The organism is Actinoplanes sichuanensis, assembly GCF_033097365.1.
Taxonomy (GTDB): domain Bacteria; phylum Actinomycetota; class Actinomycetes; order Mycobacteriales; family Micromonosporaceae; genus Actinoplanes; species Actinoplanes sichuanensis.
Genome location: NZ_AP028461.1, coordinates 11,672,966 through 11,687,660, shown reverse-complemented (window position 1 = coordinate 11,687,660; position 14,695 = coordinate 11,672,966). Strand labels below are relative to the sequence as shown.

The window sequence follows — 14,695 nt, the reverse complement described above, 5'->3', positions numbered from 1 at the left end:
TCTCACTCTCCCGTGTCAGCTAGCCGCCACCGCGGCGGCGATTCCGGCGGTAATGCGGGCCACGTCGGCGTCGTCGGTGACGAACGGCGGCATGGTGTAGATCAGGTCCCGGAACGGCCGCAGCCAGACCCCCTCGGCCACCGCCGCCGCGGTCGCCCGGATCATGTCCACCGGCCGATCCAACTGGACGACGCCGATGGCGCCGAGGACCCGCACGTCAGCGACCCCGCGCGCGCCACGAAGCGGCTCCAGACCGCGTTTCAGAGCGGATTCGATATTCGGTACGGCCGTCGCCCACTCGCCCGTACGCAAGAGGCTGAGCGACGCCAGTGCGACCGAACAGGCCAGCGGGTTCCCCATGAACGTCGGGCCGTGCGCCAGCCCGCCACCGTCCCCGGCGGAGATCGCCGCGGCCACGCCGGCCGTGCACAGGGTGGCCGCCAGGGTCAGGTACCCCCCGGTCAGCGCCTTGCCGAGGCACATGATGTCCGGGCTCACCCCGGCGTGATCGGCGCCGAAGAACCGCCCGGTCCGGCCGAACCCGGTGGCGATCTCATCGAAGATCAGGAAGATCCCGTGCGCGGCGGTCACCTCGCGGAGCACCCGCAGGTACTCCGGATGGTGGAACCGCATCCCGCCGGCCCCCTGCACGACCGGCTCGACGATCACCGCGGCGATCTCGTCCGCGTGACGCTCGATCGTGTCGGTGAGCCGGGCGGCGTAGCCTTCGTCCCAATCCGGGGGCGGCGCCTCGGCGAAGACCTGGACCGGGAGCACCCCGGTCCAGAGCGAGTGCATGCCGCCGACCGGATCGCAGACGCTCATCGGGTGAAACGTGTCACCGTGATATCCGCCACGCCACGTCGCGAGGCGGTTCCGGCCCGGCCGCCCGAGAGCCCGCTGGGCCTGGAGAGCCATCTTGATCGCCACCTCGACGCCCACCGACCCGGAGTCGCAGAGGAACACGTGCTCCAGGCCGGCCGGGGTGATCTCCACCAGCTCGGTGGCCAACCGGATCGCCGGTTCGTGGGTGAGCCCGCCGAACATCACGTGGCTCATCCGGCCGGCCTGCTCGGCCAGGGCCGCGTCCAGAACCGGATGCCGGTACCCGTGGATGGCCGCCCACCAGGACGACATCCCGTCGACCACCTCGCGGCCACCGGCCAGGCGTAGCCGTACCCCCTCGGCGCTCTCCACCAGGTAGGGCTCGCTGCGGCCGGGCATCGGACCGTACGGATGCCAGACATGCGCCCGATCGAGTGCCAGCAGGGTGGCCACGCCGTCGCCGTCCGCCCCCGAGGAGAGTGACCTCGGGGGAACGGACGACGGGCCGAGCGCAACGCGGTCGCGCTCGGCCGCGCTCATCGGGCCGCAGCCGCCCGTGCCGGGCGGGCGCCCCGGGCGACCTCCAGAACCAGGTCCGGGCCCCGGTAGATGAACCCGGAGTAGAGCTGCACCAGGGCGGCACCGGCGTCGAGCATCCGGGACGCGTCATCGGCCGACATGATCCCGCCGACCCCGATGATCGGCAGTCGGCCACCGCTCTCGGTGTGCACGAACCGGACCACCTCACGGGACCGGACGGTCAGCGGGGCGCCGGAGAGGCCGCCCGCCTCGTTCGCCAGATGCCGGTCGGACGGGGCCAGCCCGTCCCGGGACAGCGTCGTGTTGGTGGCGATGATCCCGGCCGCGCCGTGCTCCAGGCAGACCCCGAGCAACTCGGCGATGGCCGATTCGGTCAGATCCGGCGCGATCTTGACGAGCACCGGCACCGGGCCGGCCAGCGCCCCGAGCAGCGCCGCGATCGCATCCTTGTCCTGCAGGCTGCGCAGGCCCGGGGTGTTCGGCGAGGACACGTTGACGGCGATGTAGTCGGCGTACCGGTGCAGCAGGCGGTAGGACGTCAGGTAGTCCTCGACCGCCTCCTCCAGCGGGGTGACCTTCGACTTGCCGAGCGAGATGCCCAGCGGCACGTCGAGTGGGCCCAGCTCGGCCAGGCGGTCGGCCAGGGCGGCCGCGCCGGCGTTGTTGAAGCCCATCCGGTTGACGATGCCCTCGCTGGCCTTGGCCCGGAACAGCCGCGGCCTGTCATTGCCCGGCTGCGGTTTCGCGGTGACTGTGCCGACCTCGACGAAGCCGAAGCCGAGCGCCGGCCACGCGGGCAGGGCGATCCCGTTCTTGTCGACGCCGGCGGCCAAACCGACCCGGTTCGGGAACCGGACGCCGAAGACCTCGACCGGGTTGGAGAAGCCGTACCAGCGGCGCATCGCGGCCAGGGCGGGCGCGGGCAGCTTGGCCAGCCGGTCCAGGGTCCACTCGTGGGCGTGCTCGGCGTCCCCGCCGCCCAGCCGGAACAGTGCCGGCCGGGCGACCTTGGTGAACAGGCTCACTCGTTACCCCTGAGCAGCTTGTGCAGCTCCTGCAACGGCCGCACCGACATGTCGCCGGCGCGGAGGGCCTCGATGCCCATCACCGCGGCCGCGGCACCGGGCACCGTGGTGATGCTCGGCACGTCGGCGGTGACGGCGGCGCTGCGGATCTCGTACCCGTCGAGGCGGGCGCTCGCGCCGGAACCCTGCGGGGTGTTGATGATCAGCGAGATCTCACCGGCCAGGATCAGCTCGACGGCGTTGCGCTCGCCGGGCTTCTCGTAGTGCTTCGGCACGATCTCGCAGTCGATGCCGTACCGTCGCAGCACCTCGCCGGTCCCGGCCGTGGTGACGATGGTGAAGCCCAGGTCGGCCAGCCGCTTGACCGGGAAGATCATCGACCGCTTGTCCCGGTTGGCGACCGAGACGAAGACCTTGCCGCTGGTCGGCAGCGAACCGTAGGCGGCGGCCTGCGACTTGGCGAACGCCTGACCGAAGCCGGCGTCGATGCCCATCACCTCACCGGTCGACTTCATCTCGGGGCTGAGCAGGCTGTCCACGTTCTGCCCGGCGAGCGTACGGAACCGCTTGAAGGGCAGCACCGCCTCCTTGATCGCGATCGGCGCGTTCGCCGGCACCGTCCCGCCGTCACCGGTGGGCAGCAGCATGCCCTCGGCCCGCAGGTCGGCGATGGTGGCGCCGAGCATGATCCGGGCGGCCGCCTTGGCCAGCGGCACCGCGGTCGCCTTGGAGACGAACGGGACGGTCCGCGAGGCCCGCGGGTTCGCCTCCAGCACGTAGAGCGCCTCGTCCTTGAGCGCGTATTGCACGTTCATCAGGCCGCGCACGCCGATGCCCCGGGCCAGTGCCTCGGTGTAGCGGCGGACCTCGGCGATGTGCGAGGCGGCCAGCGTGATCGGCGGCAGCGAGCAGGCCGAGTCGCCGGAGTGGATACCGGCCTCCTCGATGTGCTCCATGACGCCACCCAGGTAGACCTCGCCGGTCGCGTCGCAGAGCGCGTCCACGTCGATCTCGACGGCGTCGTCGAGGAACCGGTCGACCAGCACCGGGTGGTCCGGCGAGATCTCGGTGGCCCGCTCGATGTAGCCCTTCAGGGTGGGCTCGTCGTAGACGATCTCCATGCCCCGGCCGCCGAGCACATAGGACGGGCGGACCAGGACCGGGTAGCCGATCGTGTCGGCGATCGCCTTGGCCTCGGAGAAGCTGGTGGCGGTGCCGTGGTCGGGCGAGCGCAGCCCGTTCTCGGCGAGCAGCGCGCCGAACAGGCCACGGTCCTCGGCCAGGTCGATCGACTCGGGCGTGGTGCCGACGATCGGCAGACCCGCGGCCTTGAGCCGGTTCGCCAGACCGAGCGGGGTCTGCCCGCCGAGCTGCACGATCACGCCGATCACACCGGGCCCGCCGGCCGCCCTACCGGAGGTGTCCTCGGCGTGGAACACCTCGAGGACGTCCTCGAAGGTGAGCGGCTCGAAGTAGAGCCGGTCGGCGGTGTCGTAGTCGGTCGACACGGTCTCCGGGTTGCAGTTGACCATGACGGTCTCGAAATCGACACCACGGAGCGCCTGTACGGCGTGCACGCACGAGTAGTCGAACTCGATGCCCTGCCCGATCCGGTTCGGTCCGGAGCCCAGGATGATCACCTTGGGCCGGTCGCTCGGCACGACCTCGGTCTCCTCGTCGTACGACGAGTAGTGGTACGGCGTGTCGGCCTGGAACTCGGCCGCGCACGTGTCGACGGTCTTGTAGACCGGCCGGATCCCGAGCCGGTGCCGCAGCGACCGGACGCCGTCCTCACCGGCGAGCTCCGGCCGCAGCACGGCCAGCTGCCGGTCGGAGAGCCCGGAGCGCTTGGCCCGGCGCAGCAACTCCTCGTCCAGGAAGGGCGCGGCCAGGATCTCGGCACGCAAGTCGACCAGGGCCTGGATCTCGTCGAGGAACCACGGGTCGATCCGGCCCGACGCGGCGTGCACCTGCTCGACGGTGGCACCCAGCCGCAGCGCCGCCTCGACCGTGTAGAGCCGGCCGTCGTGCGGGACCTTCAGCGCCTCCAGCGCCTCGTCCACGCTGGTGAACGTCGGCGCGGTCCAGAACCCGGCGGCCTTGGTCTCCATCGAGCGCATGGCCTTGTTCAGCGCCTCGGCGAAGTTACGGCCCAGGCTCATCGCCTCACCGACCGACTTCATCGTGGTGGTGAGCTCCTTGTCCGCGCCCGGGAACTTCTCGAACGCGAACCGCGGGATCTTCACGACCACGTAGTCCAGGGCCGGCTCGAAGGCGGCCGGCGTCTTCAGCGTGATGTCGTTGGGGATCTCGTCCAGGGTGTAGCCGATGGCCAGCTTCGCGGCGATCTTGGCGATCGGGAAGCCGGTGGCCTTCGACGCGAGCGCCGACGAACGGGACACCCGCGGGTTCATCTCGATCACGATCATCCGGCCGTCGTCCGGGTTGATCGCGAACTGGATGTTGCAGCCGCCGGTGTCCACGCCGACCTCACGGAGCACGGCGATGCCCAGGTCACGCAGCTTCTGGTACTCGCGGTCGGTGAGCGTCATGGCCGGGGCCACGGTCACGCTGTCACCGGTGTGCACGCCCATCGGGTCGACGTTCTCGATCGAGCAGACGACCACCACGTTGTCGTGCTTGTCGCGCATCAGCTCGAGCTCGTACTCCTTCCAGCCGAGCACGCTCTCCTCGATGAGCACCTCGTGCACCGGGGAGGCGGCCAGGCCGGCACCGGCGATCTGCTCCAGGTCGTCGCTGGTGTGCGCCATGCCCGAACCCAGGCCGCCCATGGTGAACGAGGGCCGGATGACGACCGGCAGGCCGATCTCGGCGACCGTCGCCCGTACCTCGTCCATCGAATGACACACCCGCGAACGCGGGGTCTCGCCACCGGCCAACGCCACGATGTCCTTGAAGAGCTGCCGGTCCTCGCCCTTGCGGATGGCGTCCACGTTGGCGCCGATCAGCTCGACGCCGTACTTCTCCAGGACGCCGCTCTCGTGCAGGGCGATCGCGGTGTTCAGCGCGGTCTGCCCGCCCAGGGTCGGCAGGATCGCGTCCGGCCGCTCCTTGGCGATGACCAGCTCGACGAACTCGGGGGTGATCGGCTCGACGTAGGTGGCGTCGGCGAACTCCGGGTCGGTCATGATCGTGGCCGGGTTGGAGTTGACCAGCGAGACCCGGATGCCCTCGGCCCGCAGCACCTGGCAGGCCTGGGTGCCGGAGTAGTCGAACTCGCAGGCCTGGCCGATGACGATCGGGCCGGACCCGATCACCATGACGTGTTTGATGTCCTCACGTTTCGGCACTTGCTCAGCCCTTCTTTTCCACGAGCTCGACGAAACGGTCGAACAGGTAGTCGGCGTCGTGCGGGCCGGCGGCGGCCTCGGGGTGGTACTGGACGGTGAAAGCCGGGACCTCCAGGCCCCGCAGGCCCTCGACCACGTCGTCGTTGAGGCAGACGTGCGACACCTCGACAGCACCGAACTCGGTGTCGATCCGCTCGCCTACGGGTGCGTCCACGGCGAAACCGTGGTTGTGGCTGGTCACCTCGACCTTGCCGGTGGTCTTGTCGAGGACCGGCTGGTTGATGCCGCGGTGGCCGTACCCCAGCTTGTATGTCCCGAAGCCGAGCGCGCGGCCGAGGATCTGGCTGCCGAAGCAGATGCCGAACAGCGGCACCCGGCGGCGCATGACCTCTTGCGCGAGCGCGACCGGGCCGTCGGCGGTGGCCGGGTCGCCCGGGCCGGGCGAGAAGAACACCGCGTCCGGGCCGACCGCGAGCAGGTCCTCGATCGACGAGGCGGCCGGGAAGACGTGCGTGGTGACGCCGCGCGCGGCCAGCCGGCGCGAGACGTTGCGCTTGATGCCCAGGTCCAGCGCGGCGACCGTGTAGCGGTGCGTGCCCTCGGCCTGGACGGTGTACTTCTCCGGCGTGGTCACCTGGGCCGACAGGTCGGCGCCGAGCATCTGCGGCTGGGCCAGGACCCGCTGCTGCAGGGCCCGCGGGTCCAGGTCGACCGACGAGATGCCGACCCGCATGGCACCGCGTTCACGCAGGTGGCGGGTGAGGGCGCGGGTGTCGACGCCGCTGATGCCGACGACGCCCTCGGCCTTGAGCCGGTCGCCGAGGTCGCCGGTGGACCGCCAGTTGGAGGGGCGGCGGGCCGGGTCGCGGACCACGTAGCCGGAGACCCAGATCCGGTCCGACTCGTCGTCCTCGTCGTTGACGCCGGTGTTGCCGATCTGCGGGGCGGTCTGCACCACGACCTGCCGGTGGAACGACGGGTCGGTCAGGACCTCCTGGTAGCCGGTCATGCCGGTGGTGAACACCGCCTCGCCGAACGTCTCCCCCACCGCGCCGTACGCGCTGCCGTGGAACGTGCGCCCGTCCTCGAGCACGAGGATCGCCTTGCTCATTTGACTGCCTTCCCGTCCAGAACCGTCGCCTCGCCCCGCAGGAAGGTCGCCACGATGCGACCGGGCAGGGTCATGCCCGCGTACGGCGTGTTGCGGCTGCGGCTGGCCAGCTCCGACGGGTCGACGACCCGGCGCGCGGCCGGGTCCACCAGCGTCAGGTTCGCCGGGGAGCCGACGCTCAGGTCACCGCCGTGCCCGGCCAGACCGGCGATCCGGGCCGGGGCCCGCGACATCCGGTCGGCGATCAGGTCCCACTGCGGGCCGTAGATGCTCAGCACGATCGGCAGCGCCGTCTCCAGGCCGAGCATGCCGGGGCGGGCGTGCGCCCACTCGCATTCCTTGTCCTGCACGGCGTGCGGCGCGTGGTCGGTGGCGACCACGTCGATCACCCCGTCCAGCAGTGCCTGGCGCAGGGCTTCGACGTCGCTGCGCGTACGCAACGGGGGGTTGACCTTGAAGACCGGGTCGTAGCCGGCGGCCAGCTCGTCGGTGAGGAGCAGGTGGTGCGGGGTGACCTCGGCGGTCACCCGGACGCCGCGGGCCTTGGCCTGGCGCAGTACCTCGACCGAACCGGCGGTGGAGACGTGGCAGACGTGCAGGCGGCTACCGACGTGCTCGGCCAGCAGCACGTCGCGGGCGATGATCGCCTCCTCGGCGACCGCGGGCCAGCCGGTCAGGCCGAGGCGGGTGCTGACCTCGCCCTCGTGCATCTGGGCGCCCTCGGTGAGGCGGGGCTCCTCGGCGTGCTGGGCGATGACGCCGTCGAACGCCTTGACGTACTCCAGGGCGCGGCGCATCAGCTTCGGGTCGGCGACGCAGAAACCGTCGTCGGAGAAGATCCGCACGTTCGCCGCCGAGGTGGCCATCGCGCCGAGTTCGGCCATCTGCTTACCGGCCAGGCCGACCGTGACGGCGCCGATCGGCTGCACGTCGACCAGGCCGGCCTCCCGGCCCAGGCGCCAGACCTGCTCGACCACACCGGCGGTGTCGGCGACCGGCGAGGTGTTCGCCATCGCGCAGACCGCGGTGTAGCCGCCGAGCGCGGCGGCGCGGGAGCCGGTCTCGACGGTCTCGGCGTCCTCCCGGCCAGGCTCGCGCAGGTGGGTGTGCACGTCGACGAGGCCGGGCAGCGCGACCAGCCCGGCCGCGTCGATGACCTCGGCGTTCTCGACCGGGGCCGAGATCACACCGTCGTTGATGTACAGGTCGGTCGGTTCGGCACCGAGGATCGAGACGCCCTTGATCAGGTACGCCATCACTTGCCTCCCAGCAGCAGGTAGAGGACGGCCATCCGGACGCTGACGCCGTTGGCGACCTGTTCGACGATCGTGGAACGGGGTGAGTCGGCCACCTCGGGCGCGATCTCCATCCCGCGGTTCATCGGGCCGGGGTGCATCACGATCGCGTGCTCCGGCAGCTTCTTCATCCGGGCCACGTCGAGCCCGTAACGGCGGCTGTACTCACGCGCCGAGGGGAAGTACGAGTCCTGCATCCGCTCGGTCTGCACCCGCAGCATCATCACCACGTCCGAGTCGGGCAGGACCGCGTCCAGGTCGTAGGAGACCTTCGTCGATTTGGAGAGCGCCGCGACGATGTCCACCGGGATCAGCGTGGGCGGCCCGACCAGCGTGACCTCCGCGCCGAGCGTGGTCAGCAGCAGCACGTTCGACCGGGCCACCCGGCTGTGCAGCACGTCACCGACGATCGCGACCTTCAGGCCGTCGAGACGACCCAGGCGAGACCTCATGGTGTACGCGTCGAGCAGCGCCTGGGTCGGATGCTCATGGGTGCCGTCGCCGGCGTTGACGACCGAGCCGTCCACCCATTTCGACAGCTGGTGTGGGGCCCCACTGGCCGAGTGGCGGATCACCACGGCGTCGGCGCCCATCGCCTGCAGGGTCAGCGCGGTGTCCTTGAGGCTCTCGCCCTTCGACACGCTGGAGCCCTTGGCGGAGAAGTTGATGACGTCCGCCGAGAGCCGCTTGGCGGCCGCCTCGAAGGAGATCCGGGTCCGGGTCGAGTCCTCGTAGAACAGGTTGACCACGGTGCGGCCGCGCAGCGCGGGCAGCTTCTTCACCTCGCGGCCGGAGAGCGCGGCCATCTCGGCGGCGGTGTCCAGGATCAGCGTGGCGGTCGGGGCGTCCAGGTCGGCGGCGGAGCGCAGGTGCTTGATCACGAGAGGCCTCCGAGCAGCTTGACCTCGTCGGCGCCGTCGGTCTCGGTGAGAGTCACCTTGACGCTCTCGCTGAGCGCGGTCGGGATGTTCTTACCCACGTAGTCGGCGCGGATCGGCAACTGCCGGTGACCGCGGTCGACCAGCACCGCGAGCTGCACCGAGCTGGGCCGGCCGACGTCGTTGAGCGCGTCCAGCGCGGCCCGCACCGACCGGCCGGAGAAGAGCACGTCGTCGACCAGGATGACCCGCAGACCGTCGATGCCACCGGGCGGCAGCTCGGTGCGGCCGAGCGCGCGGGTGGCCTTGAGCCGCAGGTCGTCGCGGTAGAGGGTGATGTCGAGCGACCCGACCGGGACCTCGACGCCCTCGAAGGCGTGAATCCGGGCGGCCAGGCGATGGGCCAGCGGGACGCCCCGGGTCGGGATACCGAGCAGCACGGTCCCGGTGGCGCCGGAGGTCTTCTCGAGAATCTGATGGGCGATCCGGTCGACGACCCGGTGCAGGTCGGACTCCGCCAAAATGATCTTGCTGGGTGCGTCTGCGCGTGGTTGTGCCACGGCGGACCTCCTTCCCCGCCTCACGGGACGGGTCGTTAAAGGACGTCGGTACGGGCTTGATTCTGATGAAAATCAGACCCGATGGCTGACGCTACGTTATCAGTGGACGCGGCGTTGGCCATGGTGACGTGCCTGACTGGAGCAGACCGGACAAATCCCGCCGTCTAGGGATACAGCCGGTAACTTTGGTGCGGCCCGCACGACTCATCGGTAACCAACACTTGACCGGCGGTCGCAAACTCCGTACCGTCACGCAGCGTAGCGATCCGTGAGGAAAGAACCCTCCGGGCCAGCACAGTACCGGGAGTGTCCGTATGCCGTCTGAGTACGCGAAGTCGCTGGGCGCCCGCCTGCGCTCCATCCGCCAGCAGCAGGGCCTGTCCCTGCAGGGTGTCGAAGAGAAGTCCAACGGCCGCTGGAAAGCCGTCGTGGTGGGCTCGTACGAGCGTGGCGACCGCGCCGTCACCGTGTCACGTCTGGCCGAACTGGCCGACTTCTACCGTGTGCCCGTCTCCGAGCTGCTGCCCGACGGCAGTGGCATCCGCCTCGAGGCCACCAACAAGATCGTCCTGGACCTCGAGAAGCTGTACGACACCACGGGTGAAGACCTCGCCTACGTGGCGCGGTACGCCCGGGCGATCCAGCAGCAGCGTGGCGACTACAACGGCCGGGTCCTGTCGATCCGGGCCGACGACCTGCGCGCGCTCGCCATCGTCTACGACATCTCGCCGTCCGGCCTCATCGAGCGCCTGACCGAGCAGGGCGTCCTGGTGGCCGACCCGCGTGCGTTCTTCGCCAGCTGACCGACCGGCCGGCTTAACGAAATCAGCAACACCCAGTAGCGCCCCCCGTAAAGCCCGCGTCCCCCCGACGCGGGCTTTCGCCTTTCCTCCCACCTTCCACGTCGTCGGCGGCGTTCCCCGCCCGCCCACGCCCGTCTCCGCCCGGTTTCCGGCCCGGCCCCGCCCGCCTCGGTCTGCCTCGGCCCGCTTTCGCCGACTTTCGGTTCGGCGCGGCCCACTTTCACCGGCATCCGGCCCGCTGCGGCCCCGGCCCGCTTTCGCCGATTTCGGCCCGCTGCGGTTCGCCCGGCCCGCTGCGGCTCGCCTCAGCCCGGCTTTTGCTGGCATTCAGCCTGCCCCTGCCCTCAGGCGCCCGCTTTCACCCGCTTTCAGAAACCATTCCGGCCCTCCCGCGCCCGCCTTCGACCCACTCCGACACTCCCGCCCTCGCTTTCGCTGGCTTTCGGCCCGCCTCCCCTTTTCGCCGCGAACTTGTGAACCCTGGTCACGGCTGTTCCGTACCACTCGGCGGATCGAGGGGTGTCCACGGCCGGCTGGGGAACGGGGCGCTCGGGGCCGCCCGAGCGGAATGCGGGGGTGAATCGGTGGTTGATCACCATGAGCGAGGCGAGTCTCGTCGCTCTCCGTCGCCGGTCGGGGAGCGGAGGCCGGACGCCGTTGGAAAAAGCTCGGCGACACAAGGCCCGGAAGAGACGCAAAGACTCGACGTTCCCGGATAGAGACGCGAACGCGCGAGGCCCGAAAGAAACGCGGCGACGCGAGGTCCTCGGAAAGAAGCGCGAAGACATCGGGCCCGGGAGAAGCGCGGCGGCGCGGCGTCTCCGGAGGGGCCGCCCGCACTCGACGCGATCACAGAAGGCCGCCCGAAACGCGCGGACGGCCCGGACCGTGTGGGTCCGGGCCGTCCGCGGTGAGCGTTCAGCGGGTGGCGAAGGCCGCGATCCGGTCCAGCAACCCGTTCAGGAAGCGGGGGCTGTCGTCGGTCGACATCTCCTTGGCCAGCTCGACCGCCTCGGTGATCGCCACCGGGTCGTCCACGTCCGGCTCGAAGAGCAGCTCGTAGACCGCGATCCGGGCCAGGTTGCGGTCGACCGTCGGCATCCGGTCGATCGTCCAGCCCTCGGCGTAGCTGGCGATCAGCTCGTCGATCCGGTCGAGGTGCTTGGCCACACCCTCGATGAGCGTCTTCGAATACTCGAGGTGCTCGGGATGCGGCTTCGCGATCCGGTCCAGGTAGGTCAGGAGCACCTGGCTCGGCGGCAGATCACGCAGGTCAGCCTCGAAGAGGACGTCCAGCGCTCGCTTGCGGGCCTTGCGACGCGCGAGCCGTTCCTTCTTGGGGCCTTCAGCCATCAGCTGCGGCCGAGGTAGCGGCCGTCGCGGGTGTCGACCTTGATCTTCTCACCGGTGGTGATGAAGAGCGGAACCTGAACCGTGGCGCCGGTCTCGACGGTCGCCGGCTTGGTGCCACCGGTCGAACGGTCGCCCTGCAGGCCCGGCTCGGTGTAGGTGACCTCGAGGAACACGCTGGTCGGCAGCTCGATGTAGAGCGGCACGCCCTCGTGCAGCGCGACGGTGGCCTCGGCCTCGGGCAGCAGGTAGTTGGCGTTGTCACCGACCGTGGCGCCGGGGACGTGAATCTGCTCGTAGGTGTCCAGGTCCATGAAGACGAAGTCCTCACCGTCCTGGTACAGGTACTGCATGGTGCGCTTGTCCACGGTCGCGGTCTCGACCTTGGTGCCCGCGTTGAAGGTCTTGTCCACCACCTTGCCGGACAGCACGTGCTTCAGCGTGGTCCGCACGAACGCCGGACCCTTACCCGGCTTCACGTGCTGGAACTCGACGACGCTCCACAGCTCCTTGTCGAGGTTGAGCACCAGGCCGTTCTTCAGGTCGTTGGTGGAAGCCATGTCCTGCCTTTTGTTCAGAGCGTGATCTTGATACGAATCGGTGACCGAACCACTCTACCGGCGGCAAGCTGGCCGGAGCGAATCGGGCCTACCGGGCGATGTGCTCCAGGGCCAGGCGATATCCGTCGAAACCCAGCCCCGCGATGACACCCGTCGCGACCGCCGAGATGACCGAGCGGTGCCGGAACTCCTCCCGGGCGTGGACGTTGGAGATGTGCACCTCGACCAGCTTGCCGCGCAGCATCGCGCAGGCGTCGCGCACGGCGTAGTTGTAATGCGTCCAGGCACCCGGGTTGAGCACCACGTCGGCGCCCTCGTCGGCCGCCCGGTACAGCCACTCCAGCATCTCGTGCTCGGCGTTGGTCTGTTTCACCTCGACGGTCAGGCCCAGATCCTCGGCGACGGTCTGGCACATCTCGACCAGGTCCTGATAGGTCGAGGATCCGTAGACGCCGGGCTCACGCAGGCCCAACCGGCCCAGGTTGGGCCCGTTCAGCACGTAGATCATCGGGCCACCGCCGCGTACGCCCGGCGCAGCAGGTCCTCCTCCGGACCGGCCAGGATGCCCGGCTTCGCCAGGCCGTCCAGAACCACGAACCGCAAGGTGGCCGCCCGCGCCTTCTTGTCGACGCGCATGGCGGGCAGCAGTTCGCTCCAGGCCTCTTCGGGGTACGCCGTGGGCAGCCCCAACGACTCCAGAATCGTCCGGTGCCGATCGGCCGTCGCGTCGTCCAGCCGGCCGGTGAGTCGGCCCAGCTCGGCCGCGAAGATCAGGCCCACCGCGATGGCGTGCCCGTGCTTCCAGGTGTATTTCTCACGTCGCTCGATCGCGTGACCGAGTGTGTGGCCGTAGTTGAGGATCTCCCGCAGCCCGGACTCCTTCAGATCCACCCCGACCACGTCGGCCTTGACCTGGATCTTGCGCTCGATCAGCTCACGCAGCACGTCGCTGCGCGGGTCGAGAGCGGCGGCCGGATCGGCCTCGACGAGCTCCAGGATCCGTGGGTCGGCGATGAACCCGCCCTTGACCACCTCGGCCAGACCGGCCGCGATGTCCTCGGCGGGCAGTGTGTCCAGCGCGTCCAGGTCGCAGAGCACCCCGGCCGGCGGATGGAACGCACCGACCAGGTTCTTACCGGCGGCGATGTTGACCGCGGTCTTGCCGCCGACCGCGGCGTCGACCATGCCGGCCACCGAGGTGGAGACCGGCACCCAGCGGACCCCGCGCAGCCAGGCCGCCGCGACATAGCCGGCCAGGTCGGTGGTCGCGCCGCCACCGACACCCACCACCACGTCGGTACGGGTGAAGCCGGCCGCCCCGAGCTCGTCCCAGCACCTGGCCGCGACCTCGATCGACTTGCCGCGCTCGGCATCCGGCACCTCGATCGGCACCACGGTCGCGACACCGGCCGACTTCGCGACGGCCTCGGCGCGCTCGCGGAGCGTCGGCGGGTGCAGCACCGCCACCCGGGCCGCGCCCTCGATCATCGCGGGCAGCTCGGTCGCCAGCCCTCGGCCCACGACCACGTCATATGGACGGTCGCCCGCCACCGGAATCCGCGTCACCACGGGCTACACCCTATGCGTACCGCCGCGAGCCCTTATGGGGTTATATACAGATGACCCCAAGCGGGTTACACATGACGCATGCCGAAAATCAACGTGTACCTACCCGACGATCTCGCCGACGCGGTCCGGGAGACCGGCCTGCCCGTCTCGCCGATCTGCCAACGCGCCCTGGAGCAGGCGGTCCGCCGGATCACCACGATCCGCCAGGCCGTCCTGACCGACGTCGACCCGGCCTGGCTCGCCGAGCGCCTGCCCACCTTCACCGCCCGCCTGATCACCGTCCTCAACCTGGCCACGGCCCGGGCCCGGGAGTCCGGCGCCACCTCGGTCACCACCGGTGACCTACTGCACGGCATGCTCGCCGAGGGGCAGAACCTGGCGCTGCAGATCCTCACCGCGATGGACGTCACCCCCACCTCGCTGACCGCCCCGGACGTCGCCGAGCCGCCGGCCGCCCCGGGCACCACGCTGCGGTTCAGCGGGCCCGCCGCCGTCGCGCTGGAGCTCAGCGTCGGTGAGGCGATCGGTTTCGGCCACAACTACGTCGGCTGCGAGCACCTGCTGGTCGGCCTGGCCACCGAACCGGACGGGGCGGCCGGTGAGCTGCTGCGGTCCCGCTCGGTCGACGGTAAGGCGGCCCGCCGGACCGTGGCGGCCGCCCTGACCGGCTACGCCCACCTCCGCGCCACCACCACCGACCAGGCCGCTCCCCCGGCGCTGCTGAACGCGCTCCGTGCCGAACTGGCGCCACTCGTGAGCCGCATCGAAGCCCTGGAGGCCCAACTGCCCGGCCCCGCCTCGCCGTCCGTTCAGTGACCCCACCACCCGTGGCGGAACGAGATCACTCGAACCGCTGAAATTCCCGTTG

At 70.2% G+C, this 14,695-nt stretch carries 13 protein-coding genes; 2 read left to right on the top strand and 11 right to left on the bottom strand.

What is annotated here, in order from left to right:
* Nucleotides 1–15: 15 nt before the first annotated feature.
* Genes Q0Z83_RS53530 through pyrR form a run of 7 tightly spaced genes read right to left on the bottom strand, consistent with a single transcriptional unit; the run spans nt 16 to nt 9,569 of the window.
* Nucleotides 16–1,365 (bottom strand): adenosylmethionine--8-amino-7-oxononanoate transaminase, encoded by a 1,350-nt coding sequence (locus tag Q0Z83_RS53530; RefSeq protein ID WP_378079121.1) that lies wholly within the window; start codon nt 1,363–1,365, stop codon nt 16–18.
* A complete protein-coding gene (locus Q0Z83_RS53525; protein WP_317791260.1) occupies nt 1,362–2,390 on the bottom strand; it encodes a quinone-dependent dihydroorotate dehydrogenase in 1,029 nt (342 codons plus the stop codon). The genes Q0Z83_RS53530 and Q0Z83_RS53525 overlap by 4 nt, the downstream gene beginning before the upstream one ends.
* Entirely contained in the window at nt 2,387–5,701 is a 3,315-nt protein-coding gene (gene carB, locus Q0Z83_RS53520; protein ID WP_317791259.1) for a carbamoyl-phosphate synthase large subunit, read from the bottom strand. Before carB ends, Q0Z83_RS53525 begins: the two co-directional genes overlap by 4 nt.
* Before the next feature lie 4 nt (nt 5,702–5,705).
* Nucleotides 5,706–6,812, bottom strand: coding sequence for a glutamine-hydrolyzing carbamoyl-phosphate synthase small subunit (gene carA / locus Q0Z83_RS53515; protein ID WP_317791258.1), 1,107 nt, complete (start codon nt 6,810–6,812; stop codon nt 5,706–5,708).
* On the bottom strand, nt 6,809–8,071 hold the full coding sequence (locus Q0Z83_RS53510; protein ID WP_317791257.1) for a dihydroorotase: 1,263 nt from the start codon (nt 8,069–8,071) through the stop codon (nt 6,809–6,811). Before Q0Z83_RS53510 ends, carA begins: the two co-directional genes overlap by 4 nt.
* Nucleotides 8,068–8,988: an aspartate carbamoyltransferase catalytic subunit gene (locus Q0Z83_RS53505; protein WP_317791256.1), complete on the bottom strand. Its 921-nt coding sequence runs from the start codon at nt 8,986–8,988 to the stop codon at nt 8,068–8,070. Before Q0Z83_RS53505 ends, Q0Z83_RS53510 begins: the two co-directional genes overlap by 4 nt.
* Nucleotides 8,985–9,569: a bifunctional pyr operon transcriptional regulator/uracil phosphoribosyltransferase PyrR gene (gene pyrR, locus Q0Z83_RS53500; RefSeq protein WP_373871146.1), complete on the bottom strand. Its 585-nt coding sequence runs from the start codon at nt 9,567–9,569 to the stop codon at nt 8,985–8,987. The genes Q0Z83_RS53505 and pyrR overlap by 4 nt, the downstream gene beginning before the upstream one ends.
* Before the next feature lie 290 nt (nt 9,570–9,859).
* Here pyrR and bldD point away from each other — a divergent pair, with 290 nt between their 5' ends.
* Complete coding sequence (bldD, locus tag Q0Z83_RS53495) at nt 9,860–10,348, top strand: transcriptional regulator BldD (protein ID WP_014446326.1); 489 nt, start codon at nt 9,860–9,862, stop codon at nt 10,346–10,348.
* A 918-nt stretch (nt 10,349–11,266) separates the two neighbouring features.
* Here the strand turns inward: bldD and nusB are convergent.
* From nusB to aroB, 4 genes are all read right to left on the bottom strand, one after another.
* On the bottom strand, nt 11,267–11,701 hold the full coding sequence (gene nusB, locus Q0Z83_RS53490; RefSeq protein WP_317791255.1) for a transcription antitermination factor NusB: 435 nt from the start codon (nt 11,699–11,701) through the stop codon (nt 11,267–11,269).
* Entirely contained in the window at nt 11,701–12,258 is a 558-nt protein-coding gene (gene efp, locus Q0Z83_RS53485; protein WP_317791254.1) for an elongation factor P, read from the bottom strand. Before efp ends, nusB begins: the two co-directional genes overlap by 1 nt.
* An 88-nt stretch (nt 12,259–12,346) precedes the next feature.
* Entirely contained in the window at nt 12,347–12,766 is a 420-nt protein-coding gene (gene aroQ, locus Q0Z83_RS53480; protein WP_317791253.1) for a type II 3-dehydroquinate dehydratase, read from the bottom strand.
* On the bottom strand, nt 12,763–13,827 hold the full coding sequence (gene aroB, locus Q0Z83_RS53475) for a 3-dehydroquinate synthase (RefSeq protein ID WP_317791252.1): 1,065 nt from the start codon (nt 13,825–13,827) through the stop codon (nt 12,763–12,765). Before aroB ends, aroQ begins: the two co-directional genes overlap by 4 nt.
* Nucleotides 13,828–13,905: 78 nt before the next feature.
* Here aroB and Q0Z83_RS53470 point away from each other — a divergent pair, with 78 nt between their 5' ends.
* Nucleotides 13,906–14,643: a Clp protease N-terminal domain-containing protein gene (locus tag Q0Z83_RS53470; protein ID WP_317791251.1), complete on the top strand. Its 738-nt coding sequence runs from the start codon at nt 13,906–13,908 to the stop codon at nt 14,641–14,643.
* The last annotated feature ends 52 nt before the right edge of the window (nt 14,644–14,695 follow it).

Coding starts and splice junctions, on each gene's coding strand:
- Q0Z83_RS53530 (WP_378079121.1), bottom strand. CDS start 1,365: ATGAGCGCGGCCGAGCGCGACCGCGTTGCGCTCGGCCCGTCGTCCGTT.
- carA (WP_317791258.1), bottom strand. CDS start 6,812: ATGAGCAAGGCGATCCTCGTGCTCGAGGACGGGCGCACGTTCCACGGC.
- bldD (WP_014446326.1), top strand. CDS start 9,860: ATGCCGTCTGAGTACGCGAAGTCGCTGGGCGCCCGCCTGCGCTCCATC.
- nusB (WP_317791255.1), bottom strand. CDS start 11,701: ATGGCTGAAGGCCCCAAGAAGGAACGGCTCGCGCGTCGCAAGGCCCGC.
- efp (WP_317791254.1), bottom strand. CDS start 12,258: ATGGCTTCCACCAACGACCTGAAGAACGGCCTGGTGCTCAACCTCGAC.
- aroQ (WP_317791253.1), bottom strand. CDS start 12,766: ATGATCTACGTGCTGAACGGGCCCAACCTGGGCCGGTTGGGCCTGCGT.
- Q0Z83_RS53470 (WP_317791251.1), top strand. CDS start 13,906: ATGCCGAAAATCAACGTGTACCTACCCGACGATCTCGCCGACGCGGTC.